Annotated in this window: 27 protein-coding genes; 14 read left to right on the top strand and 13 right to left on the bottom strand. The window is 55.3% G+C overall.

The genetic code is table 11. The annotated features are described in order from the left end of the window. The first annotated feature begins 35 nt into the window (after positions 1 to 35). The gene (gstA, locus tag ACOTZB_RS03450; RefSeq protein WP_126328358.1) at positions 36 to 641 is read left to right on the top strand and encodes a glutathione transferase GstA; all 606 of its coding nucleotides are present in this window, start codon (positions 36 to 38) and stop codon (positions 639 to 641) included. 60 nt (positions 642 to 701) lie between these two features. Here gstA and pdxY read toward each other — a convergent pair whose 3' ends face one another. From pdxY to anmK, 5 genes are all read right to left on the bottom strand, one after another. Continuing rightward, complete coding sequence (gene pdxY, locus ACOTZB_RS03455; RefSeq protein ID WP_421626493.1) at positions 702 to 1,562, bottom strand: pyridoxal kinase PdxY; 861 nt, start codon at positions 1,560 to 1,562, stop codon at positions 702 to 704. Between the two features lie 66 nt (positions 1,563 to 1,628). Beyond that, complete coding sequence (gene tyrS, locus ACOTZB_RS03460; protein WP_421626494.1) at positions 1,629 to 2,903, bottom strand: tyrosine--tRNA ligase; 1,275 nt, start codon at positions 2,901 to 2,903, stop codon at positions 1,629 to 1,631. A gap of 125 nt (positions 2,904 to 3,028) precedes the next feature. Then, positions 3,029 to 3,685: a pyridoxamine 5'-phosphate oxidase gene (gene pdxH / locus ACOTZB_RS03465; protein WP_024909355.1), complete on the bottom strand. Its 657-nt coding sequence runs from the start codon at positions 3,683 to 3,685 to the stop codon at positions 3,029 to 3,031. 57 nt (positions 3,686 to 3,742) lie between these two features. After that, positions 3,743 to 4,066, bottom strand: a complete 324-nt coding sequence (gene mliC / locus ACOTZB_RS03470; RefSeq protein WP_047651424.1) for a C-type lysozyme inhibitor — start codon at positions 4,064 to 4,066, stop codon at positions 3,743 to 3,745. A gap of 93 nt (positions 4,067 to 4,159) precedes the next feature. Beyond that, a complete protein-coding gene (gene anmK / locus ACOTZB_RS03475; protein WP_421626495.1) occupies positions 4,160 to 5,284 on the bottom strand; it encodes an anhydro-N-acetylmuramic acid kinase in 1,125 nt (374 codons plus the stop codon). Positions 5,285 to 5,539: 255 nt separating this feature from the next. Here anmK and slyB point away from each other — a divergent pair, with 255 nt between their 5' ends. After that, positions 5,540 to 6,007, top strand: coding sequence for an outer membrane lipoprotein SlyB (gene slyB / locus ACOTZB_RS03480; RefSeq protein ID WP_008500578.1), 468 nt, complete (start codon positions 5,540 to 5,542; stop codon positions 6,005 to 6,007). 199 nt (positions 6,008 to 6,206) lie between these two features. Beyond that, the gene (locus tag ACOTZB_RS03485; protein WP_421626496.1) at positions 6,207 to 7,568 is read left to right on the top strand and encodes an MASE4 domain-containing protein; all 1,362 of its coding nucleotides are present in this window, start codon (positions 6,207 to 6,209) and stop codon (positions 7,566 to 7,568) included. A 32-nt stretch (positions 7,569 to 7,600) separates the two neighbouring features. Here the strand turns inward: ACOTZB_RS03485 and slyA are convergent, their stop codons facing one another. Next, complete coding sequence (slyA, locus tag ACOTZB_RS03490; protein WP_033145325.1) at positions 7,601 to 8,041, bottom strand: transcriptional regulator SlyA; 441 nt, start codon at positions 8,039 to 8,041, stop codon at positions 7,601 to 7,603. 186 nt (positions 8,042 to 8,227) lie between these two features. Here slyA and ACOTZB_RS03495 point away from each other — a divergent pair, with 186 nt between their 5' ends. Genes ACOTZB_RS03495 through ACOTZB_RS03505 form a run of 3 tightly spaced genes read left to right on the top strand, consistent with a single transcriptional unit; the run spans position 8,228 to position 11,360 of the window. After that, entirely contained in the window at positions 8,228 to 8,464 is a 237-nt protein-coding gene (locus tag ACOTZB_RS03495; RefSeq protein ID WP_126328353.1) for a DUF1656 domain-containing protein, read from the top strand. Between the two features lie 2 nt (positions 8,465 to 8,466). Continuing rightward, complete coding sequence (locus ACOTZB_RS03500; RefSeq protein WP_421626497.1) at positions 8,467 to 9,327, top strand: efflux RND transporter periplasmic adaptor subunit; 861 nt, start codon at positions 8,467 to 8,469, stop codon at positions 9,325 to 9,327. Then, positions 9,327 to 11,360: an FUSC family protein gene (locus tag ACOTZB_RS03505; protein ID WP_421626498.1), complete on the top strand. Its 2,034-nt coding sequence runs from the start codon at positions 9,327 to 9,329 to the stop codon at positions 11,358 to 11,360. The genes ACOTZB_RS03500 and ACOTZB_RS03505 overlap by 1 nt, the downstream gene beginning before the upstream one ends. On the opposite strand, the gene sodC is transcribed toward ACOTZB_RS03505, so the two are convergent. The 3 genes from sodC to ACOTZB_RS03520 all read right to left on the bottom strand — a co-directional run bounded on the left by sodC (position 11,339) and on the right by ACOTZB_RS03520 (position 13,122). Further along, complete coding sequence (sodC, locus tag ACOTZB_RS03510) at positions 11,339 to 11,857, bottom strand: superoxide dismutase [Cu-Zn] SodC (protein ID WP_047061660.1); 519 nt, start codon at positions 11,855 to 11,857, stop codon at positions 11,339 to 11,341. The genes ACOTZB_RS03505 and sodC overlap by 22 nt on opposite strands. An 80-nt stretch (positions 11,858 to 11,937) precedes the next feature. Next, positions 11,938 to 12,834 (bottom strand): aldo/keto reductase, encoded by an 897-nt coding sequence (locus ACOTZB_RS03515; RefSeq protein ID WP_032657749.1) that lies wholly within the window; start codon positions 12,832 to 12,834, stop codon positions 11,938 to 11,940. Between the two features lie 48 nt (positions 12,835 to 12,882). After that, positions 12,883 to 13,122, bottom strand: coding sequence for a DUF1289 domain-containing protein (locus ACOTZB_RS03520; RefSeq protein ID WP_023335439.1), 240 nt, complete (start codon positions 13,120 to 13,122; stop codon positions 12,883 to 12,885). Positions 13,123 to 13,271: 149 nt separating this feature from the next. Here ACOTZB_RS03520 and eptA point away from each other — a divergent pair, with 149 nt between their 5' ends. The 5 genes from eptA (at position 13,272) to rnt (ending at position 17,944) form a co-directional block, all read left to right on the top strand. Continuing rightward, a complete protein-coding gene (eptA, locus tag ACOTZB_RS03525; RefSeq protein WP_421626499.1) occupies positions 13,272 to 14,897 on the top strand; it encodes a phosphoethanolamine transferase EptA in 1,626 nt (541 codons plus the stop codon). Between the two features lie 41 nt (positions 14,898 to 14,938). Next, positions 14,939 to 15,538 (top strand): TetR/AcrR family transcriptional regulator, encoded by a 600-nt coding sequence (locus ACOTZB_RS03530; RefSeq protein WP_047651416.1) that lies wholly within the window; start codon positions 14,939 to 14,941, stop codon positions 15,536 to 15,538. 55 nt (positions 15,539 to 15,593) lie between these two features. Then, complete coding sequence (locus tag ACOTZB_RS03535; protein WP_421626500.1) at positions 15,594 to 16,691, top strand: alkene reductase; 1,098 nt, start codon at positions 15,594 to 15,596, stop codon at positions 16,689 to 16,691. Positions 16,692 to 16,791: 100 nt separating this feature from the next. Beyond that, positions 16,792 to 17,199 (top strand): lactoylglutathione lyase, encoded by a 408-nt coding sequence (gene gloA / locus ACOTZB_RS03540; RefSeq protein WP_008500591.1) that lies wholly within the window; start codon positions 16,792 to 16,794, stop codon positions 17,197 to 17,199. 94 nt (positions 17,200 to 17,293) lie between these two features. Next, positions 17,294 to 17,944, top strand: a complete 651-nt coding sequence (rnt, locus tag ACOTZB_RS03545; protein WP_023311355.1) for a ribonuclease T — start codon at positions 17,294 to 17,296, stop codon at positions 17,942 to 17,944. A 44-nt stretch (positions 17,945 to 17,988) separates the two neighbouring features. Here the strand turns inward: rnt and grxD are convergent, their stop codons facing one another. Then, positions 17,989 to 18,336 (bottom strand): monothiol glutaredoxin 4, encoded by a 348-nt coding sequence (gene grxD, locus ACOTZB_RS03550; protein ID WP_003832760.1) that lies wholly within the window; start codon positions 18,334 to 18,336, stop codon positions 17,989 to 17,991. Between the two features lie 338 nt (positions 18,337 to 18,674). Between grxD and ACOTZB_RS03555 the strand changes: the two genes are divergently transcribed. Next, complete coding sequence (locus ACOTZB_RS03555) at positions 18,675 to 19,448, top strand: C40 family peptidase (protein ID WP_023311354.1); 774 nt, start codon at positions 18,675 to 18,677, stop codon at positions 19,446 to 19,448. 122 nt (positions 19,449 to 19,570) lie between these two features. Further along, positions 19,571 to 20,152: a superoxide dismutase [Fe] gene (sodB, locus tag ACOTZB_RS03560; RefSeq protein WP_421626501.1), complete on the top strand. Its 582-nt coding sequence runs from the start codon at positions 19,571 to 19,573 to the stop codon at positions 20,150 to 20,152. A 38-nt stretch (positions 20,153 to 20,190) separates the two neighbouring features. On the opposite strand, the gene ACOTZB_RS03565 is transcribed toward sodB, so the two are convergent. After that, complete coding sequence (locus tag ACOTZB_RS03565) at positions 20,191 to 21,357, bottom strand: MFS transporter (RefSeq protein ID WP_421626502.1); 1,167 nt, start codon at positions 21,355 to 21,357, stop codon at positions 20,191 to 20,193. Between the two features lie 163 nt (positions 21,358 to 21,520). Continuing rightward, positions 21,521 to 21,610 carry a YnhF family membrane protein gene (locus ACOTZB_RS03570; RefSeq protein WP_008500596.1) on the bottom strand — a complete coding sequence of 30 codons (90 nt, stop codon included), beginning with the start codon at positions 21,608 to 21,610 and terminating at the stop codon, positions 21,521 to 21,523. A 297-nt stretch (positions 21,611 to 21,907) separates the two neighbouring features. On the opposite strand from ACOTZB_RS03570, the gene purR reads away from it, so the two are divergent. Further along, positions 21,908 to 22,933: an HTH-type transcriptional repressor PurR gene (gene purR, locus ACOTZB_RS03575; protein WP_010430302.1), complete on the top strand. Its 1,026-nt coding sequence runs from the start codon at positions 21,908 to 21,910 to the stop codon at positions 22,931 to 22,933. A gap of 17 nt (positions 22,934 to 22,950) precedes the next feature. On the opposite strand, the gene punR is transcribed toward purR, so the two are convergent. Further along, positions 22,951 to 23,862 carry a DNA-binding transcriptional activator PunR gene (gene punR, locus ACOTZB_RS03580; protein ID WP_045910323.1) on the bottom strand — a complete coding sequence of 304 codons (912 nt, stop codon included), beginning with the start codon at positions 23,860 to 23,862 and terminating at the stop codon, positions 22,951 to 22,953. Positions 23,863 to 23,876 lie beyond the last annotated feature (14 nt).

Below are 23,876 nucleotides of genomic sequence, written 5' to 3' on the forward strand. Positions count from 1 at the left end.
AACATAGCTGAAACCTCAGCAAAAAGGAGTTACCGATGAAACTGTTCTACAAACCGGGCGCGTGCTCTCTTGCTTCCCATATCACCCTGCGCGAGAGCGGCAAAGATTTCACGCTGGACGGCGTTGATCTGATGAAAAAGCGTCTGGAAAATGGCGATGATTTTCTTGCCATTAACCCCAAGGGACAAGTTCCGGCTCTGTTGCTGGATGACGGTACTCTGCTGACCGAAGGCGTAGCGATTATGCAGTTCCTGGCCGATAGCGTACCCGATCGCCAGCTGCTGGCTCCGGTCAGTACTATCTCTCGTTATAAAACGCTGGAATGGCTGAACTACATTGCCACCGAGCTGCACAAAGGCTTTACCCCCCTCTTCCGTCCGGATACACCGGAAGAGTTTAAGCCGACCGTGCGTGCGCTCCTTGAGAAAAAGCTGCAGTACGTTAACGAATCGCTGAAAGACGAACAGTGGATTGGCGGGTCGCGCTTCACGATTGCCGATGCGTACCTGTTCACCGTGCTGCGCTGGGCGCGCGCGGTTAAGCTGAACCTGGAAGGGTTAGACCATATCGCATCGTATATGAAACGCGTGGCGGAGCGTCCTGCGGTGGCTGCGGCGCTGAAAGCGGAAGGGTTGAACTAACCGAGCGGCCTGTGTTGCCGGGTGGCGCTAACGCTTACCCGGCCTACACGTTTTGGCCAGTTATAACCGGGTTGCGCTGAAATAGTGCTCCGGCTTCGCGATACGATCCTGTGCCGCAACCACCTGCAGTTCATATTCCTGCATCTCTTTCGTCGCAATCATGATCTCGTACACCGCTGCAGTAACGTGCTCCAGCGCGTCGCGTATTGTCGCCCCCTGCAGTAATTTCACCAGCAGCAGACCGCTGGTGACATCCCCAACCCCAACCGGCTGGCGCAGGCCGAAATCCACCAGCGGACGGCTAATATGCCAGGCGTCATCTTTCGTCACCAGAAGCATCTCAAAACGGTCCTGACTCACCCCTGCACGGGCGAGATGTTTTACCAGCACCACCTCAGGCCCCTGAGCGATCAGTTCGCGAGACGCGCTTACCGCCTCTTGTACGCTATTAACCGGACGCTCGCAGAGAATTTCGAGTTCGACCAGGTTTGGCGCAATGATATCGCTTGCGGGCAGCGCGTGGCGGACGTGAAACTCTGCAACGCCTGGCGCCACGATACAGCCTTTCTCCGGATGTCCCATGACGGGGTCGCAGAAGTATTTTGCCGACGGGTTTGCGGTTTTCACCCGGCGTACGATGCCGAGGATATGCTCCCCTTGCTCCGCTGAGCCGAGATAACCACTCAGCACGGCGTCACAGCGTCTGAGCTGGTCGATATCGACAATCCCCTGCACAACCTCGGTGAGGTGCGAAGGTGGCATTACGCAGCCGGTCCATTTGCCGTACTGCGTGTGGTTAGAGAACTGCACGGTATTAAGGGGCCAGACGTTGACGCCGAGGCGACACATCGGGAATTCCGCGGCGCTATTGCCAGCGTGTCCAAAAACAACGTGGGACTGAATGGCGAGGATGTTCTTCATTTTTTGCTTACCAAACCCTGAAAAAACAAAAGGGGCGTGGTTTCCCACGCCCCTGGAGACTGTTACTTATTTCCAGCAGACAAGGCAGTAGTTTTTCTTACCGCGGCGCAGCAGCGTGTAGCGTCCATACAGACGGTCGCCGTCAACGAAGGTGTATTCCGGGTCGGCCTGTTTCTCACCGTTGATGGTGATAGCGTTGGACGCGATGGTTTTACGCGCCTGACCGCGCGAAGGCTGGAGCTCAGAGTCCACCAGCGCCTGCATCAGGTCAGCCCCTTTTTCCATCTCAACCATCGGCACGCCGTCCTGCGCCAGCTGTTCGAAGTCCGCTTCGCTCAGATCGCTCAGGGTACCGTTGAACAGGCTAGCGGTAATGCGTTTTGCCGCGGCCAGACCTTCTTCACCGTGAACCAGTTTGGTCACTTCGTCCGCCAGCACGTACTGGGCGCGCGGGGCTTTACCGCTGTTCTTGTCTTCCTCTTCCAGCGCGTTGATCTCTTCAATGTTCATAAAGGTGAAGAACTTCAGAAAGCGGTAAACATCGGCATCCGCCGTGTTGATCCAGAACTGGTAGAACTTGTACGGGCTGGTTTTCTTCGGATCGAGCCATACCGCGCCACCTTCGGTTTTACCAAATTTGGTGCCGTCTGCTTTGGTGATCAGCGGAACGGTCAGACCGAACACCTGGTTCTGGTGCAGACGACGGGTCAGATCGATACCGGAGGTGATGTTACCCCACTGATCGGAACCGCCAATCTGCAGGGAAACGCCGTGCAGTTTGTTCAGGCAGGCAAAGTCATAGCCCTGCAGCAGGTTGTAGGAGAACTCGGTAAAGGAGATACCCTGGTCGTCACGGTTCAGACGCTGCTTCACGGCCTCTTTGTTAATCATCTGGTTAACAGAGAAGTGCTTGCCGATGTCGCGCAGGAAGGTCAGCACGTTCATGCTGCCAAACCAGTCGTAGTTGTTCGCGGCAATGGCAGAGTTATCACCACAGTTGAAGTCGAGGAACGGTGCAACCTGTTTGCGGATCTTATCCACCCACTCCTGCACGGTATCTTCGGTGTTCAGTTTACGCTCAGCGGCTTTAAAGCTTGGGTCACCAATCAGGCCGGTCGCGCCGCCCACCAGCGCAACAGGCTTATGGCCCGCCATCTGGAAGCGTTTCAGGCATAACAATGGAACAAGATGCCCCAAATGCAAGCTGTCAGCGGTGGGATCGAAGCCGCAATAGAGCGCGATCGGGCCTTGCGCCAGTCGCTCTGCTAACGCTTCCTCGTCCGTCACCTGGGCCACGAGGCCCCGCTCTTGCAATTGTTTAATCAAGTTACTGCTTGCCATCAAATTCTCCATGTATAAACGACTGCACCTTTGCCGGTACACGACTTTTCGCCTGATGCGAAAGGACCATAGAATAAAGCGCAAGCGCGGCGTGCGCTAGCGCTTAAATCAACAAATTTCGGGGATTACGGTGCCAGTCTGTCGATTTTCCAGCCGCCATTCTCGCGCTGGTATAAAAAGCGGTCATGCAGGCGATGTTCGCCCCCCTGCCAGAACTCCATCTGCTCAATCGGGATGCGGAACCCGCCCCAGAAGCTTGGCAGAGGAATTTCACCCTGCTGGAACTTCTGCTTCAGCTCCAGGAATTTACTTTCCAGCACGCCGCGGGCAGAAATGCGGCTGGACTGTTTTGATACCCAGGCGCCAATCTGGCTGTCACGCGGGCGACTGTGGAAATACTTCACCACCTCCAACGTCGAGAGACGTTCCGCCTTGCCGGTGACCATGACCTGACGTTCAAGCATGTGCCATGGGAACAGCAGGCTGATACGCGGATTGTTTTCTAAATGGTGCGCCTTGCGGCTGCCGAGGTTGGTATAGAACACCAGCCCTTTCTCGTCATAATGCTTGAGCAATACGATGCGCTGATACGGTTGACCGTTTTCATCCACCGTCGCGACAACCATGGCGGTTGGGTCGGCGAGTTTCGCTTCGCAGGCCTGTTTCAGCCAGCGTTCAAAAAGCACGAGGGGTTCAGCGGGAAGATCCTGGCGACGCAGGCCGCCTTTAGTGTATTCACGGCGCAGATGCGCAATTTGCTGCAGTTCGTCGTTATCTGACATGGCGTTAGCTGACATTGAGAGTGGGTGGCGCTATTGTGCGCCGCCCCTGTAAAAATCTCAACGCTTCGGATTTTCGAGCTGACAATTGTTCAGCACAATGCGGTCGCGTTTGTAGACCGTGGCGCCGTCGCCTTTCGACCAGAAGACGTAGATACCGTCGGAATAACGTGCGCCGGAGGCTGACATCCCCTGCTTCAGCGTCAGCAATTTATTGTCATAAACAAAACTGGCTTCCTGGCGTGGATTGTTCAGCTTTACGGTCAGCGGTTTTTCGTCACAGCGATACTCCAGCGTATCGGTCTGCATGCGCTCAAGGAGCTGGTTGTAGACGCTGCATCCTGACAGCAACAAAGGAGCGGCAATAAGAAGAAGTTTTTTCATGGGCGTATTCCGAAGACTTTCCTGGTCCTGGAGGGCATGGCTGCCCTCCTGTTTCGTTCCATTCTAACGACGACGCGACGCGCTGAATTTCAGTTAACTCTGATTATGACGAGGATTTGCCGGGAAAATCGCCCCGAGGACGCTCGCCTCACGCGCGCCGGTTACCGACGGCAAGTTGCCCGGCTGTCCCGCAATGGTGCGCCAGGCAAGCCAGGCGAAGGCCAGCGCCTCCATATCATCCCCGCTGATGCCGGCCTCATCGGTCGTGGTCACTTCGGTACCCGGCAGTAGCCCCGCAAGACGCGCCATCACCAGCGGGTTGCGGCTTCCTCCGCCGCACACCAGCAGGCGTTCACATCCGCCGCTGAGCAGAACCTGTTCGGAGATCGACACGGCCGTCAGCTCGGCAAGCGTCGCCTGGACATCCTGCGGCGCGAGCGCCGGGAATGGCGCCAGCTGACGCTCAAGCCAGCCCAGGTTGAAGTATTCACGCCCCGTGCTCTTAGGGGCCGGCAAGGCAAAATAAGGATCGCTCAGCATCGACTGCAGCAGCGGAATAATCACTTTCCCCCCGCTCGCCCACTCCGCGTTTTTATCATACGGTTGTCCGCACTGCCGCCAGATCCAGGCATCCATTAACATATTGCCCGGGCCGGTATCATAGCCGCGTACGGGCTGCCCCGGGATGAGCATCGACAGGTTGGCAATCCCACCAATGTTGAGCACCATGCGCCGTTCTGAAGGGTGCGCCAGTAACGCCTGATGGAACGCGGGCACCAGCGGCGCGCCCTGCCCGCCAAGGGCGATATCGCGCCGACGGAAATCGCCAACCACCGTCACGCCCGTCTTCGCTACAATCTGGTTGTTATCACCGATTTGCAGGGTATGCGGGGCATCTCCGCCGGGTTCATGCCAGACCGTTTGTCCGTGACACCCGATGGCCACCACATCCTGCGGGCGAAGATTTTCTTTTTCCATCAAAGCCTGCACCGCATCCGCAAACAGCGCCCCCAGGCGGACGTCAAGTTGTCCAAGCTGGGAGAGAGTCAGCTGCTGCCCCTGACATATGCTCAGAATATCCTCTTTCAGTGAAATGGGGATTGGCCAGGTCAGGCTCGCCTGCTGCGCCACCATGTTTTCGTCAATGGCGGCCAGAACGACATCTACCCCATCCAGACTGGTGCCTGACATCACACCAATGTAGCGACCCGATTTCATGCGCTTTCCTTACGTTGCGTGGGCTAAGGATATCCACTCAACCATAAACGGCGCAGCTTTGCCATCCGGCGATAATATTTTTTAACAATGTCAGACGGGTTACGCGGGCGGATCCTGTTTATGTCTCGTTAAGTCAAATTCAAGTACAATTTTCTTATTGTTAGTGCAAAGATATGAACTATGGCCGCTTATGCCATATAATTTAGCCATAACGGATGCCCCCAATCGGGCGTTTTTGGTGAACAGGAGATTCAAATGATTTTACGTGTACTGGGCGTTTCGCTGATTGGTTTAACTCTGGCTGGCTGTGTGAATGACAGTTCACTTTCTGGCGACGTTTACAGCGCTTCTGAAGCGAAACAGGTTCAGAACGTGACTTACGGTACCGTTGTTAATGCACGCCCTGTACAGATCCAGGGTGGTGATGAAAACAACGTGATGGGCGCGATCGGCGGTGCCGTGCTGGGTGGTTTCCTGGGTAATACCGTCGGCGGCGGCACTGGCCGCTCTCTGGCGACGGCCGCAGGCGCCGTTGCGGGTGGTGTAGCGGGCCAGGGCGTTCAGGGTGCGATGAACAAAACCCAGGGCGTAGAGCTGGAAATTCGTAAAGACGACGGCAGCACGATCATGGTTGTACAGAAACAAGGCAGCACCCGCTTCTCTGCAGGCCAGCGCGTTGTTCTGGCAAGCAACGGAAGCCAGGTGACCGTTTCTCCACGTTAATTAAAAATGGATGTGGTCATCAGGCCACATCCATTTACATTATTTATCACTCCCACAAATATATTTACAAAATACATCCACCATATCCATTATTAACCTCGCCATATATTGTTTCTGCGCAAAGTATTTAGCGCGCTAATTTATTAAACTCTTCGCAATACCCTCACCTTAATTCATTATAAAGTCATTAAAGCCATATATGTTTGCGAATCATCGTTCTGTAAAAGGTCGTTATATCTCGTTCTGCCTGGGTTGCATTGCTGTTATCAGCTTATTACACGCTCTGTTTTCAAAAATTGCCGTATGGGTTCCAACCTTTTCGTCTCACTTGTTCCCTACGCTCACCATTTTTTTACTGGTGTTTGATCTGTTTATTGCCTGCTTTATGGCAATGAAATACTGGTGTGACCGAAAAAGGTTGTATCTGGTATCGCTTGCTTTTGCCTTTGCCGGGTCGGCATCGCTGATGGTCGGAACGCTGTGCAGCTTTCCCGCCTGGCTGGACCTCTATCAGTTCAACGCGGTGAACTACAACGATGCGATGATCTTCTATATGTTCCGCCATCTTTTAATGGCGGTGTTAATAATCGTTTCGGTAATACTCTATACTACGCGCAATTGTCCCTTTTCACGGTCGGCGCATATCGCTATTGTGAGCGGCGAGTTTCTCTTTACCGTCTTTGCAGTAGGATTGGCCTGGATGTATTCCAGTCATTCTTCCTTTTTATCCATTGATCTTGTTGATAATGAAACTCGTGAGTTTATGGTTCTCTGGAGCCACTTCATTAATATTGCATTAATTGCACTCTGGGTGGTCACATTAGCCACGCTGATGTTTATTACGCGCATACGCAACTTATTCTGGGTGGGCGGTAATTTTCTGTGCGTCTGCTATATCGTCACGCTCTCAATGCTGTTAGTGGGTGGACATGTTGAAGATATCTCCTGGTATCGCGCCCGCTTATTTGAAACTGTCGCCACGCTGATGATCATTTTTGTTCTGCTCTACGATGTTTTCAGGCTGTATCGCGACTCACACGTTAAGTATCAGCAGTCGTACCAGAACTCCATTCGCGACCCGCTCACGCGCCTGTATAACCGCAGCTATTTTTATGAATCATTAAAGCAGGCGCTGGATATCGCCAAACCCAGCCGCCCGGTTTCCGTCATCGTCAGCGATCTCGATCGCTTCAAGCGTATCAACGACACCTACGGGCATCTTCAGGGCGACAAGGTCCTGCAGTTTGTCGCTAATCTGCTGATGGATTCAGTACGCCCGCAGGACATCGCGGCGCGTATCGGTGGTGAGGAGTTTGTTCTGATGCTGGCCAACACCTCATCAGACGCGGCGTACCAGGTAGCGGAACGCATACGGTTAAATCTGAGCAGCTTCGATAACGCCAGCAGCGGCGGTCAACTACCGGAGCCAATCACCATCAGCATGGGGGTGTATACGGCGACGTCTCCCGCGATAGCCGCAGAAACGTGCGTGGAAAATGCCGACAAAGCGATGTATGAAGCGAAGGAGACAGGCCGTAACCGCGTGGTCGTCTTTAAGTAAAAAAAGGCCTTGCTGCAAGGCCTTATTGTTTGTCAGTCGCGCGACTGTAGCTCATGGATGTTTTGCTCGAGGCGCCCAATGAGGCTGATGAGCATTTCCAGCTCCGCCGGTGAAACGCCAGACAGGATTTCACCGCGCGTCTTCGTAATCACGGCTTCCATTTCCGTGATGATAGGCGCCGCTTTCTCGGTGAGTTTAATCCGCTTGGCGCGACGATCGCTGGCGCAGGTTTGCCGCGAGATCAACCCCTTCTCTTCCAGCTGGTCAAGCGTGCGCACCAGCGACGGTTGCTCAATCCCTATCGCTTTTGCCAGTTGAATTTGCGACTGTTCGGGCGGCAGCTGATGAATGTTGTGCAGCGTGACCCAATGCGTCTGTGTGAGTTCCAGAGGTTTCAGGCGATGGTCAATCAGAGCACGCCAGACGCGTACCAACCTTGCCAGATCAGAACCTAATGGCGATTCCAATTTCATCTCCTTATAATTAGCTTGCTAAGTTATTATACTGATTTTAGAATAGTGTGCAGCATTTGTATTGCCAAAACAAATGCAATACTGCATTCATCGAACTTAAAAGTATGACTTACACTGAATTGTGATGCTTCATCATACTAAGACAAGCCAACGCGGCATTGTGTTCACTGCAAAGGATTTCTGCCCGTGACGTTTTTTCATCGCTCGGAGGGTTTACCCCTTCAGGACCTGATCTTCGGTGCGTCAGTCTACTTTCCTCCCCTGTTTAAGGCCGTTCTGGTGGGCTTTATCCTCTGGCTCATCGCGCATCGTCTGCTTCGCGACTGGATGTACTCCGGCGAAATCTGGCATCCCATGCTGATGGATCTTTCCCTGTTCGCCCTTTCCGTATGCCTGGGCCTTGCCGTTTTGACTGCGTGGTGAATATGTCCCTGAAAACGCTAAAGTACTTTTCCACCCTGTTTGTCCTTGCCCTCGCGCTGGTTGCGGGATGGTGGATGTGGAATTTTTATATGCAGTCGCCCTGGACGCGTGACGGCAAAGTGCGCGCCGAGCAGGTCAGCATTACCCCTCAGGTATCAGGAAGTATTACGACGCTGTTGGTTAAGGATAACCAGTTCGTCAAAAAGGGAGACATTTTATTCCGCATCGACGATACGCCGTACCACATTGCGATCCTGAACGCTCAGGCGCAGCTGGCTAAAGCCCAGTCGGATCTGGCAAAGGCCAACAACGAGGCCAACCGCCGCCGCCACCTGTCGCAAAACTACATCTCAGCTGAAGATTTAGACACCGCAAACATCAATGTGAAGGCCATGCAGGCGAGCGTCAACGAGGCCGAAGCCACGCTGAAGCAGGCCCAGTGGGAGTTGACCCAAACGGTGATTACCGCGCCGGTTGACGGGTGGGTAACCAACCTTTCCGCTCGCGTTGGGAATTATGCAACCACAGGACAACCCGTTTTTGCCCTCGTCGACAGCCACTCCTTCTACGTGGTGGGCTATTTTGAAGAGACCAAACTTCGCCATATTCGCGAGGGATCGCCTGCAGTTATTACGCTTTACAGCGGCTCGCAGAAGTTACAGGGTCACGTATCCAGCATTGGCCGCGCCATTTACGATCAAAGCGTCGAAACGGATTCAGGACTGGTGCCGGACATAAAGCCGAACGTCCCCTGGGTGCGTCTGGCCCAGCGCGTTCCGGTTCGCGTGGAGTTTGACCGTTTACCGCAGGACATTACCCTGGTGTCTGGCACCACCTGCACTGTCTCTATCGGAACCCGCTAATGAAGCTGCAGGGGCTCTCCTGGCAAAACACGCCGTGGATGAAAGCGACGCGTCCCCAGTGGCGCTACGCGCTGCGTAACGGCATTGCCATGTGTCTTGCGCTGACTGTGGCTTATTACCTGAACCTGGATGAACCCTACTGGGCGATGACGTCTGCGGCGGTGGTCAGTTTTCCGACGGTCGGCGGAGTGATCAGTAAAAGTCTTGGCCGCATCGCAGGCAGCCTGCTGGGCGCCACCGCGGCGCTAATTATCGCCGGCCATACGCTGAACGATCCGTGGCTGTTCCTGCTGAGCATGGCCTCATGGCTGGGGTGCTGTACCTGGGCCTGCGCCCATTTTACCAATAACGTCGCCTACGCTTTCCAACTGGCGGGCTATACCGCCGCCATTATCGCCTTTCCGGTGGTTAACGTACTCGACACCACCGAGCTGTGGGATATTGCCCAGGCGCGCGTCTGTGAAGTGATTGTCGGGATCCTCAGCGGCGGCTTCATGATGATGATCCTTCCCAGCACGTCCGACGGCACCGCGCTCATCACCGCGCTAAAGACCATGCATACCCGGTTGCTGGAACACGCGAGCCTGCTGTGGCAACCGGATACCAGCGACGATATCCGCCTCGCGCATGAAAAGGTTATCGGGCAGATCCTGACCATGAATCTGTTGCGCATTCAGGCGTTCTGGAGCCACTACCGCTTTCGCCGCCAGAACACCCTGCTTAACTATCTGCTGCACCAGCAGCTGCGCATGACCAGCGCCATCTCCAGCCTTCGCCGGATGCTGCTCAACTGGCCGACGCCGCCTGAAAATACCCGAGCCGTGATTGAAACGCTGCTCGCGGCCCTTGCGCGCCCGGATGCGGACATCTATACCGTGGCGCGGATTATCGCTCCGCTCGCGCCGGCTGACGAGTACGACTACCGCCATCGCGCCTTCTGGCAGCGTCTGAACTACTTTTGCCGCCTGTACCTGCGCAGCAGCCGCTGGATTACGGCCGTCGAAAACGCAACCCCATTAACGGAGTTCAACGTCCCCGGCAGCCCGGCTCTTGCGCGCCATACCGACTATCTGGAAGCGCTGTGGAGCGGTTTTCGCACCTTCTGTGCGCTGATGCTGGTGGGGGCGTGGAGCATTACCACCCAGTGGGAGTCCGGTACGGCGGCCCTGACGCTTGCCGCCATCAGCTGCGTGCTTTACTCCGTCGCGGCCTCGCCGTTCAACTCGCTTACGCTGCTGCTGCGCACGCTGGTGCTGCTGTCGCTGTTCAGCTTCGTGGTGAAGTTTGGCCTGATGGTGCAGATAAGCGATCTGTGGCAGTTCCTGCTGTTCCTGTTTCCCCTGTTGACCACCATGCAGCTTCTGAAGCTGCAAATGCCTAAGCTGGCGGGCCTCTGGGGACAGCTGATTGTCTTTATGGGCTCGTTTATCTCCGTGACGAATCCGCCGGTTTACGATTACGCCGACTTTCTCAATGACAACCTGGCGAAAATCCTGGGCGTGGGGCTGGCATGGCTGGCTTTCGCGGTGCTGCGTCCCGGCTCCGATGCCCGCAAGAGCCGCAGGCATATCCGGGAGTTACGCAGAGGGTTTGTCGACCAGCTCAGCCGTAAACCGCATCTGGGTGAAAACGAGTATGAATCACTGGTGTATCACCACGTCAGCCAGCTGAATAACAGCCAGGACGCGCTATCCCGGCGCTGGCTGCTGCGCTGGGGCGTGGTGCTGTTGAACTGCTCGCACGTGGTCTGGCAGCTGCGCGCGTGGGAAACGCGTTCCGATCCGCTGTCGCAGGTTCGTGATGTTTGCATCTCCCTGCTGCGCGATGTAATGAGCGAGCGCGGCGTCCAGCAGCGGCCGCTGGAAATCACGCTGAATGAACTGCAGCGGATCTGCGATACGCTTGCACGCCATCATCTGCCCGCCGCCCGTGATTTGGCCTCGATCATCTGGCGGCTGCACTGCTCGCTCTCGCAGCTGGAACAGGCCCCGCCGCCGGGAACGATTGGGGATCAGATCACGCCGCACGCATAGCGTGCCCCGCCGCCGCCGAGCGGTTTAGGCCGATCGGACATATTGTCGCCGCCGACATGGATCATCAGCGCCTTGCCTTTCACCTCATCCAGCTTTTTCAGTCGCGGCGCGACAACAGGATCGGTGGCTTTACCGTCGTTATTGACCACCAGCACGGGCAGATCGCCCAGATGCCCCATTCCCTCCGGGCCTTCATGCTTGCCGGAATGCTGCGGATCGAGGTGCCCTCCTGCCGCTTCCGCCGCCGACGGTTTACCTTCTTTTAAAGCGGGCTGACAGCTGCCTTTGGCATGAACATGGAAACCATGTTCACCGGGAGGGAGGGCTTTGAGGTTGGGGGCAAACTCCAGCCCTTTATCGGTTTCAGTGATTTTCACCGTTCCGATGGACTGACCCACACCCTGTGGGGTGACGAGATTCATTTCCACTTCGTCGCTGGCTGCCTGCGCCCCTGCGCAAACAACCAGCGTGACCAGTGCAAGAGCAAAACGCTTCATATGACCTCCGCGGGTTATTTTTTGCCCCTTAAGTGTATACCAGGGGCAAAGATTTCACCGGAAAGTCACCTTCTGGCGGTTTATGGTACGTCGTAACCCAGCGCGGCCTTACGGATGCGGAACCACTGCTGACGGGTCATCTGTAGCTCCTCAGCGGCCAACGCGGAACGCACGCGTTCAATTTTACCGGAACCGATAATGGGCAGCGGTTTTGACGGCAGGCGCAGGATCCACGCGTAAACCACCTGTTCGATGCTTTCCGCGTTCAGTTCGCGGGCGATGGTTTCAAGCTCATTGCGCAGCGGCTGGAATTCCTCATCATTAAACAGGCGTCCGCCTCCCAGGCATGACCACGCCATCGGGCGAATGCGCAGCTGCTGCAGCTGATCGAGCGTACCATCCAGCAGCAGCGGCTGGTGTACCGGGGAAATCTCAACCTGGTTGGTGGCCAGGGTAAACGGCAGACGAGACTGAAGCAGCGCAAACTGTGCCGGGGTAAAGTTTGACACGCCGAAGTGACGCACTTTCCCACTCTGGTGCAGGTTCAGGAAGGCTTCCGCCACCTCATCGGCATCCATCAGCGGGTCTGGGCGGTGGATTAACAGCAGGTCGATACGATCGGTCGCCAGATTGACCAGCGACTGCTCGGCGCTCTTGATGATATGCGCGCTGTCGGTGATGTAATGACCTAGGGCATGTTCAGGTTTTGCCGTGGTGGCAATCCCGCACTTCGTGACGATCTCCATGCGATCGCGGAGTGCCGGAACCAGCTTAAGCGCCTCGCCGAACGCGGCCTCGCACTGGTAGCCACCGTAAATATCGGCATGATCGACCGTGGTGATGCCTAAATCAAGGTGCTCTTCAATAAAGCTCGCCAGCTGGAGGGGGGACATATTCCAGTCCATCAGGCGCCAGTAGCCCATGACAAAACGGGAGAATTCTGGCCCCTGGGGGGCAAGGGTAATTCGCTGAACCATAACATTTTCCTCAAGGACGTAATGTCATGAGTATACGCAATTACCGTGTTAAAAAAGTGAAGGTTGCTGGGGTTCTTCGGTCTCACCGGCTTTGTTTGCGCGTATTTTGCGCAGAAAACGCTGTCGGCAGAGGCGTAGCACCTCCTGCTTTTGCGTGTCGCTAAAGTTTTGCCAGTTGAAACGTTCATCGCGGGTACGCATGCACCCGCGGCAATATCCGCGTTCATCGACCTGACAAATACCCCGGCACGGGCTCTGGATGGGGAAAAACTCCAGCTGCTCTGCCACACTCACCTCCCGATAGCTCTTCTCACCTACAGTGAAGACGTTAATCGCGCCGCGTGCAAGGCCTGTATCACAGATTTGTGGCATTAAGGTTTCACTAATCTTCCCTCTCTATACTCGGCCCATCATGACAATAACGGGTTTACCGATCGATGTGGTTAAACAGAAAGTTACAATGTAACGACATTAAATTTACTCTGGGCTGTGCACTCTTTTTTACTCTGCTGAACGGGCTGTTTATCCAGCGAAGCTGGGCCATTATCGGCCCAGTCCATCTGCACGACTTCCTCTTTGCCGCCTCCGTCCCGCTGGTGCTGTTTTGCGGCTGGGTGATTGTTTTTAGCCTGCTTAACATCCCGTATCTCCGCAAGCCGCTGCTGATTGTTTTAACGGTCGGTTGCGCCGCGGCGACTTATTTCATGTATACCTACGGCGCGGTGATCGATCAGAACATGATTGTGAACGTGTTCGAAACCAACTCTCAGGAAGCGACCGCCCTGGTGACCCCGCAGATGATCCTGTGGATTGTCATAGCCGGCCTCGTGCCCTCCGTGGTGCTGGCGTTGACCCGCATTCGTACCGGAAAATGGTGGTACGCGCTGCTGACGCGCGTTGCCGCGATGCTCGGCACCCTGCTGGTGATTATCCTGATTGCCGCGCTGTTTTACAAAGATTACGCGTCGCTGTTCCGCAATAACAAAAGCATCGTCAAAATGGTCACCCCGGCGAACTATGTCAGCGCCGTGGTGAAGTACAGCAAAATGCGCTGGTTTGCCGGCGATCAAACGCTGGTGCGCATTGGTGAAAATGCCCATAAAGGGTCACTGATTACCGGTCAACAAAAGAAAACCGTTCTGGTGCTTGTCGTCGGCGAAGCCTCTCGCGCGGCAAACTACTCCCTGAACGGTTACGAACGCGAAACCAACCCGGAGCTGAAAAAGCAGGACGTGATTAACTTCCCGCAGGCCTCCTCGTGTGGCACCGAAACCGCCGTTTCCGTTCCGTGCATGTTCTCCGGCATGACGCGCAGCAAATACGATGCCGACCTGGCTCACCATCAGGAAGGTCTGCTCGATGTGCTGAAGCATGCGGGTATCAACCTGCTGTGGCGCGACAACGACGGCGGCTGTAAAGGCGCCTGCGATCGCGTGCCCCATACCGACATGACGCAGTGGAATCTGGATCAGTTCTGCAAAGACAAATCCTGTATTGACGATGTGAACTTCTACCGTCTGGATAACGTGCTGGATGGCGTGAAGCAAGATACGGTGCTGGTTATCCACCTGATGGGGAGCCACGGTCCGGCATACTATCGCCGTTACCCGGACAACTTCCGTAAATTCACCCCCACCTGCGACACCAATGAAATTCAGGATTGCGACCATCAGGCGCTGATCAATACCTATGACAACACTGTCCTCTATACCGACAGCATGGTCAGCAAAACCATTGATGCGCTGAAAGCGCGCCAGTCGAGCATGAACACCGCGCTGATTTATCTCTCAGATCACGGTGAATCGCTGGGCGAAAGCGGTATTTATCTGCACGGTACGCCGTACATGCTGGCGCCGGAGCAGCAAACGCATATTCCGTTTATGTTCTGGCTGTCACCGGATTACGCGAAAAACTTTGGCATCAACGAACAGTGTTTGCGTGACCATGCAGCAAAAAATGCGGTTTCCCAGGACAATTTATTCTCAACCGTATTGGGTATGATGGACGTGAAATCAACGGTTTATCAACCGCAGCTGGATATCCTGAGCGCATGTCGTCAGTAAACTCGCTTGCATTAGACCGAACGGTCTATTAGAGTGCGGCCATGAGCAGAAATACTGAACACGATACCCGCGAACATTTACTGGCAACCGGCGAGCGACTTTGCATGCATCGCGGGTTTACCGGTATGGGGTTGAGCGAGCTGTTAAAAACCGCTGAGGTACCGAAGGGGTCGTTTTATCACTACTTCCGGTCCAAGGAGGCCTTTGGCGTGGCGATGCTGGAGCGTCATTATGCTGGCTACCACCAGCGCCTGGCGACCCACTTTGCGTCGGGTGAGGGAAACTACCGGGATCGTGTTCTGAACTACTATCAGGAAACGCTGAACCAGTTCTGTCAGCAGGGCATTATCAGCGGATGCCTGACGGTCAAACTGTCTGCCGAAGTGTGCGATCTTTCCGAAGATATGCGCTCGGCGATGGATAAGGGTGCCCGCGGCGTAATCGCCCTACTGGCACAGGCGCTGGAAAAAGGCCGCGAAGAAAAAACGCTGGCCTTTTCCGGCGACCCCTTAATGCAGTCTCAGGTGCTCTACTCCCTCTGGTTAGGAGCCAACCTGCAGGCAAAAATTTCGCGCAGTGCCCTGCCGCTGGAAAGCGCGCTGGCACATGTGAAAAACAGTATTACTGCGCCAGACGTATAACGGGCGCTTTTTTATTTACCCTATTACTAGTCGACTGGTCTACTCAGGAGTCTTTATGTCAGCTGAAAAACTGTTTACCCCATTGAAAGTGGGTGCCGTCACGGCGCCAAACCGCGTGTTTATGGCTCCGCTTACCCGTCTGCGCAGCATTGAGCCGGGCGACATCCCAACCCCACTGATGGGTGAATACTATCGTCAGCGCGCAAGCTCTGGCCTGATCATCACGGAAGCCACGCAGATTTCAGCTCAGGCTAAAGGTTATGCAGGTGCACCGGGCCTTCACAGCCCGGAACAGATCGCCGCATGGCAGAAAATCACCGCGGGCGTTCACGCTGAAGAGGGTCGCATTGCGGTCCAGCTGTGGCACACCGGTCGTATCTCTCACAGCAGCATTCAGCCTGGCGGCCAGGCACCGGTCTCCGCGTCGGCCCTGAGCGCAAATACCCGTACGTCCCTGCGTGATGAAAACGGCAATGCGATCCGCGTGGATACCTCCATGCCGCGCGCGCTTGAGCTGGATGAAATTCCGGGTATCGTGAACGACTTCCGCCAGGCCGTGGCCAACGCCCGCGAAGCCGGTTTTGACCTGATTGAGCTGCACTCTGCGCATGGTTACCTGCTGCACCAGTTCCTGTCACCGTCGTCCAACCACCGTACCGACCAGTACGGCGGCAGCGTCGAAAACCGCGCTCGCCTGGTGCTGGAAGTGGTTGACGCCGTATGCCAGGAGTGGAGCCCGGATCGTATCGGGATCCGCGTCTCCCCAATCGGTTCTTTCCAGAACGTCGACAACGGTCCGAACGAAGAAGCCGATGCCCTGTACCTGATCGAAGAACTGGCTAAACGCGGCATCGCCTATCTGCACATGTCCGAGCCGGACTGGGCTGGCGGTAAGCCTTACACGGACGCTTTCCGTCAGAAAGTGCGCGAGCGTTTCCACGGGGTGATCATCGGTGCGGGGGCTTATACCCCGGAGAAAGCCGAAGATCTGATTAATAAAGGGCTGATCGATGCCGTCGCGTTTGGCCGCGACTACATCGCCAACCCGGATCTGGTTGCTCGCCTGCAGAAAAAAGCGGCGCTCAACCCGCAGCGTCCGGAAAGCTTCTACGGCGGCGGCGCGGAAGGCTACACCGACTACCCTTCACTGTAATCTCGCCATTGTTCATTGATAGCGGCGACAGTTCGCCGCTATACTAAAACATCGTTTCTGATCAAAAAGCTTTTTTATTCCATTGGTTAATGAGGAAATTATGCGCCTACTTCACACCATGCTGCGCGTTGGCGACCTGCAACGTTCTATCGATTTCTACACTAACGTCCTGGGCATGAAGCTGCTGCGCACCAGCGAAAACCCGGAATATAAATACTCACTGGCATTCGTGGGTTACGGCCCGGAAACGGATGAAGCCGTGATCGAGCTGACCTACAACTGGGGCGTTGACAGCTATGAGCTGGGCACGGCCTACGGCCATATCGCGCTGGAAGTGGATAACGCGGCCGACGCGTGCGAACGCATTCGCAAAAATGGCGGTAACGTCACGCGCGAAGCGGGCCCGGTAAAAGGCGGCACCACCGTGATTGCGTTTGTGGAAGATCCGGACGGTTACAAAATCGAGCTGATTGAAGCCAAAGACGCGGGTCGCGGTCTGGGCAACTGATCCCTCAGGGCGCAACGTGCGCCCGTAGTTTTACTGCATCACCCCGCAAAATTTGCCATAATGCGCTCTGCTTTTTCCCATGTAAGAGACCCTGATGTCCGATAACGCTCAATTTAGCGGTCTGTGCGACCGTTTTCGTGGTTTTTATCCCGTTGTCATTGATGTAGAAACAGCCGGATTTAACGCTAAAACCGATGCGCTGCTCGAAATTGCCGCCATCACGCTGAAGATGGATGAACAGGGCTGGCTTACACCGGACACCACGCTGCATTTCCACGTTGAACCTTTCGAAGGGGCAAACTTACAGCCGGAAGCGCTGGCGTTTAACGGTATCGATCCGCATAACCCGCTGCGTGGTGCAGTCAGTGAATATGATGCGCTACACGCCATTTTTAAAATGGTGCGTAAAGGCATGAAAGAGAGTAACTGCAGCCGCGCGATCATGGTGGCCCATAACGCCACCTTTGATCACAGCTTTACCATGGCCGCAGCCGAGCGCGCCGCGCTCAAACGCAACCCCTTCCATCCTTTTGTGACCTTCGACACCGCCGCGCTGAGCGGCCTGGCGCTCGGACAAACGGTGTTATCAAAAGCCTGTATTACGGCTGGCATTCCGTTCGACGGCACGCAGGCGCACTCCGCGCTGTATGACACGGAGCGCACCGCAGAGCTGTTCTGTGAGATCGTCAACCGCTGGAAGCGTCTGGGCGGCTGGCCGCTGCCGATGGGCGACAGCGAAGAATAAAAAAAAGCGACCTTATCAGGTCGCTTTTTTATTTGCGCAGAAAATTACTCTGCGTCCGGCTCTTCGGTTTTGTACTTCGCCGCCGTCTCTTTGATCAGCTGCTGCAGTTCGCCGCGCTGATACATTTCAATCAGGATATCGCAGCCGCCAACCAGCTCACCGTCAACCCACAGCTGTGGGAAAGTCGGCCAGTTAGCGTACTTAGGCAGCTCTGCGCGGATGTCCGGATTCTGCAGGATATCAACGTAAGCAAAACGCTCACCACAGGCTGACAGCGCCTGAACCGCTTGTGCGGAGAAGCCGCAGCTTGGCAGCTTCGGAGAACCTTTCATATACAGCAGAATCGGGTTTTCAGCGATCTGGCGCTGGATTTTTTCAATAGTGGTGCTCATGTCTTGCTTCCTTTAACTTCTGTTACGGCATTCGTCTGACATTGTAGCGGTTCAGACTGGCATCGGAAAATAACATTTTTGTCACGTTTATACATTCTACCCCGAGTCACGAAAAGTTGCATTGCAAATGGTGTTTACCCCTGCGGCGGTCAGGGTTTTGCTTAGGGAGTGGGCAAATGTGCGACAGAACGATGAATTTTTTTGCACTTGCTAACGAAACACGATTGTAGATTGAAAAATGCTATTAACTTTCTGGGTTTTTATAGATTAGAATCGACGGGCTTTGTAAATCACACGCGGGTATTATTGATGACCTGCATTTATCAGGGGACTGCCCAGTGGCGCGGATAAATAAAATCTCGATCACGCTCTGTGCTTTACTGTTTACTTCACTCACTTTCACGCCAGTGGCAAACGCCTCTCAGCAGGCGCGGCATTCTGCTGTACAAAAAAACCATCTGGTGAAAGCCACAGAACGTAAGAAAAAAACCACCGCTAAGAACGACAAGAAAAAAACACCGGCTCAGACGAAACAGACCGCTTCCAGCAAGACGAAAACAAAACCTTCCCGCACTGCCCACTCCGCTAAAAGTAAAGCTTCGCAAACCGCCGCTAACCTCGTTACTGAAAAATGCATCACGCGTAAAGGCCACAAGGCGAAATGCACGAAGGTCACGAAAATAGCTGAAGTGCATAAAGTGCGTGTACAGAAAGCGCAAAAAACCGCGATGAACAAACTGATGGGGCAGATTGGCAAACCTTATCACTGGGGTGGCAGTTCGCCGCGTACCGGGTTTGACTGCAGCGGCCTCGTCTATTACGCCTATAAAGATCTTGTCAAATTCCGCATTCCTCGTACCGCCAATGAGATGTACCACCTGCGCGATGCCTCACCGGTTGACCGCGGTGAGCTGGAAAACGGCGATCTGGTGTTCTTCCGCACTCAGGGTCGCGGCACGGCTGACCACGTTGGCGTGTATGTCGGCAACGGGAAATTCATCCAGTCTCCACGTAGCGGCCAGGATATTCAGATCACCTCTCTCAGTGAAGACTACTGGGTACGCCACTACGTTGGCGCGCGTCGCGTGATGACGCCAAAAACCATTCGCTAACCCCTGCCCTGCCGCATCCGTGGCAGGGTAAGTTCCTCTTTTGCATACCCTTTCAATTTGCTATCCTGTCCCTGTTGTCTGTGTGGTTATTGGCAACGCAAAATACAATAAGGAGAGAAGCAATGTCGTTCGAATTACCTGCACTACCGTATGCAAAAGACGCCCTGGCACCGCACATTTCTGCGGAAACCCTGGAATATCATTACGGCAAGCATCACCAGACGTACGTCACCAACCTGAACAATCTGATCAAGGACACCGATTTTGAAGGCAAAACGCTGGAAGAGATCGTCCGCAGCTCAGAGGGTGGTGTGTTTAACAACGCGGCTCAGGTGTGGAACCACACCTTCTACTGGCACTGCCTGGCGCCGAATGCCGGCGGTGAACCTGTCGGTGAACTGGCTGCCGCTATCAACGCCGCATTTGGCAGCTTCGCGGATTTCAAAGCGAAATTTACCGATGCAGCCATCAAGAACTTCGGTTCCGGCTGGACGTGGCTGGTTAAAGAGGCGGATGGCAAACTGGCTATCGTGTCCACCTCTAACGCGGGCACCCCGCTGACCACCAGCGCGAAGCCGCTAATGATCGTGGACGTATGGGAACACGCTTACTACATTGATTACCGCAACGCGCGTCCAAACTACCTGGAGCACTTCTGGGCACTGGTTAACTGGAACTTTGTCGCGAAGAACTTCGCCGCGTAAGAGACACGCAGAAGGGTTCGCCCTTCTGCGTTTTTGGTTTATTCCGCAGCGCAGGCTGCTTCAGGCTGTTTACGACCCGACATCATCACCAGCAGCAGGCCGAGCGCGGCAATAATCGCCCCCATCACCGACACAAAGCTGTACCCCAGACCACCTGAAATCACGGCCCCACCAGCCGCCGCGCCCAGGGCATTACCCAGGTTAAACGCACCGATATTCACGGAAGATGAAAGTCCCGGCGCCTCGTGCGCGACACGCATCACGCGCATCTGCAGCGGTGGCACCACGGCGAAAGTGGCGGCTCCCCAGACGACCATCGCAATCGCGGCCCCGAACTCATTACGCGCCAGCCATGGAATGGCAACCATGATGACAATCAGCAGGGTTAAAAAACCCTTCAGCGTCCCGCTCACGGAACGGTCGGCAAATTTCCCGCCGAGATAGTTGCCGATCGAGAAGCCCACGCCAATCAGCACCAGCATCGCGGTAACGAAGAGAGGCGTTGCGTGGGTGATATCATGCAGTACCGGTGAAATATAGGTGTAGAGGGTAAACATCGCCCCTGCCCCCAGCACGGTGGTGAGCAGTGCGGAGAGCACCTGCGGGCGCATCAGCACCGCCAGCTCTTTACGCACTTCCGGACGTTCACCGGCGCTTCCTTTCGGCAGGGAGAAGAACAGCGCCACCATCGCGACCACGCCCAGCCCGGCCGTCGCCAGGAAAGACATACGCCAGCCGATCGCTTCCCCCAGCCAGGTTGCCGCAGGAACACCGCCGATGTTAGCGATGGTCAGCCCCATAAACATGGTTGCCACGGCGCTCGCCTGCTTGTGTTTTGGCACCACGCTGGCAGCCACGACCGACCCCAACCCAAAGAACGCGCCGTGGTTAAGGCTGGTCAGAATACGGGACAGCATCAATGTGGTGTAGTCCGGCGAAATGGCCGAAAGCACGTTGCCGAGGGTGAAAATCGCCATCAGGAAAATCAGCGCATTGCGGCGCGCGCGGTGCGAAAGCAGAAGCGTCATCAGCGGCGCCCCGACCATCACGCCGATAGCGTAGGCGCTAATTAACATCCCTGCCGCAGGAATAGAGACATCTACGCCCCGGGCAATAACAGGCAGTAACCCCATCGGGGAGAATTCAGTGGTGCCAATCCCAAAAGCGCCAATCGCCAGGGCCAGCAGGGGAAAATTGATTTTCATGCGTCAACTCCGGATGCCGTGTCATGTGGTGACACAGAACAAAGAAGCGGAAAGCATGACATCAATCACAAAAAATGAGAAGTTAACAAAATGGCAAAAGATTTTTGCCAGAGAAGTAACAATCCGGGGTGTCGGGAGGGAGAAGGCTCTCCCTCCGCGTAAATCAGTGCAGCGCAGCCGTCAGACCGGCCGCAACAATCAGAGCCAGAACAACAACGGTGGTGAACAGCGAAAACTTAAGATCGGAACTCATCAATTTTTCTCCTTTTAATCCCCACACGAAAAGTGAGCTTGCTCATTTTTGCATAGATTACGTCAAAAATCTTCCTGGATTTATACTGATAACCACTTTACCTCTTCCCCTTTTCATCAAGATAGGACAAAATTCCACGCTAAATTTATTAGCGTACCGGCCATTGACCCCCTCCTGACGTCCCGTGTCGTTTTCCCGGCGTGCCGCAATTCAAGATTGCGTGATAAGGGTGAGAGAAGGCAAACGTTTACCTTCAAGTTTTTCAGGAGTTTAGGATATGGTCTGGAGTGACATTTAATGGCAACAATTAAAGATGTAGCAAAACGCGCAAACGTTTCCACTACAACCGTATCACATGTAATTAACAAAACCCGCTTTGTGGCGGAAGAGACGCGCAACGCCGTCTGGGCAGCGATCAAAGAACTGCACTATTCGCCAAGTGCGGTTGCGCGCAGCCTCAAGGTTAATCACACCAAGTCCATTGGATTGCTGGCGACCAGCAGTGAAGCGGCCTATTTTGCCGAGATCATTGAAGCGGTCGAAAAGAACTGCTTCCAGAAAGGCTATACCCTGATTCTGGGCAACGCGTGGAACAGCATTGAAAAACAGCGTGCCTATCTGTCGATGATGGCGCAGAAGCGCGTTGATGGCCTGCTGGTGATGTGTTCCGAGTACCCGGAATCCGTGCTGTCGATGCTGGAAGAGTATCGCCATATTCCGATGGTGGTGATGGACTGGGGCGAAGCGCGCGCAGACTTCACCGATTCCGTTATCGATAACGCCTTTGAAGGCGGCTATATGGCCGGTCGTTATTTGATCGAACGCGGTCACCGCGAGATTGGCGTGATCCCCGGCCCGCTGGAGCGCAACACCGGCGCGGGCCGTCTGGCCGGTTTTATGAAAGCGATGGAAGAAGCGCTGATCACAGTGCCGGAAAACTGGATCGTGCAGGGCGACTTTGAGCCGGAATCGGGCTACCGCGCGATGCAGCAGATCGTCTCCCAGCCGCACCGTCCGACCGCCGTGTTCTGCGGGGGTGACATCATGGCCATGGGCGCGCTCTGCGCTGCCGACGAGCTGGGCCTGCGCGTACCGCAGGATATTTCCGTGATCGGCTATGACAACGTGCGTAACGCGCGCTTCTTCACCCCGGCGCTGACCACCATTCACCAGCCGAAAGACTCGCTGGGCGAAACGGCCTTCAACATGCTGATGGACAGGATCGTCAACAAGCGTGAAGAGTCACAGTCTATTGAAGTTCACCCGCGTCTTATCGAACGTCGTTCCGTTGCGGATGGTCCGTTCCGCGACTACCGTCGTTAATCGCTATACGGGGCCAGCTATGCTGGCTCCCGTAACCATTCTCGGTTCAGCGTTTCGCTGTCTCCCAGATAGTCCAGCAGCCACGCCATCGCAGGCGAGACATCATTTTGCTGCCAGGTGAGGCAGCAGGCCGCATCCGGGAACGGATTTTCCAGCGTCAGCTCAACCCACTCTCCGGTATCGATGCGCGGACGCGCAAAATGAACGGGCACCATCGCGACGCACAGTCCGGCGCTGAGGCACGTCGCCGACGATTCCCAGTCCGGAGCCACCACCCGCCGCTGGTTGTCCAGAAGCCAGGTGATACGCTTGGGCAATGAACGGGACGTATCCTCCAGCACCAGCGACGGCCAGTTGCGCAGCGTGTCATCGCTCAGCGGCCCGTCCATCGCCGCCAGCGGATGATCGCGTGCCACCACGCATTTCCAGCTCAGCATCCCCATATCGCGAAAGGCGTAACGCCCCCCGACCGGGATCGCCTGCGTCGCGCCAATCGCCATCTCTGCCCTGCCGTCCGCCAGCGCATCCCAGACGCCGTTAAACACCTCCTGCGAGACCCGCAGCTCGACGTCAGAAAAATGACGATAGAAATCGACGATCATCTGCCGGGTGCGCTCCGGCTTAACGATGTTATCCACCGCGATGGAAAGATGTCCCCGCCAGCCGTTAGCGATCTGCTGACACTGTTCGCGGGTGATCTGCATTTTTTTGATAACAGAACGCCCTTCCTTCAAAAACCACGCGCCTGCGGGCGTTAATTCCACATCACGATGCCGCCGTTCAAACAGCGGAACCGCCAGCCACTCCTCAAGCTGACGCACCGTGTAGCTGATTGCCGAAGGGACGCGGTGCAGCTCCTGCGCCGCACCGCTGAAGCTGCCGTTACGCGCCACAGCATCGACCACTTCAAGAGAATAATCTGACCACATTTTCTGCCTGCAAA

Source organism: Enterobacter cloacae complex sp. SHL020 (assembly GCF_049236945.1).
Classification (GTDB): domain Bacteria; phylum Pseudomonadota; class Gammaproteobacteria; order Enterobacterales; family Enterobacteriaceae; genus Enterobacter; species Enterobacter dykesii.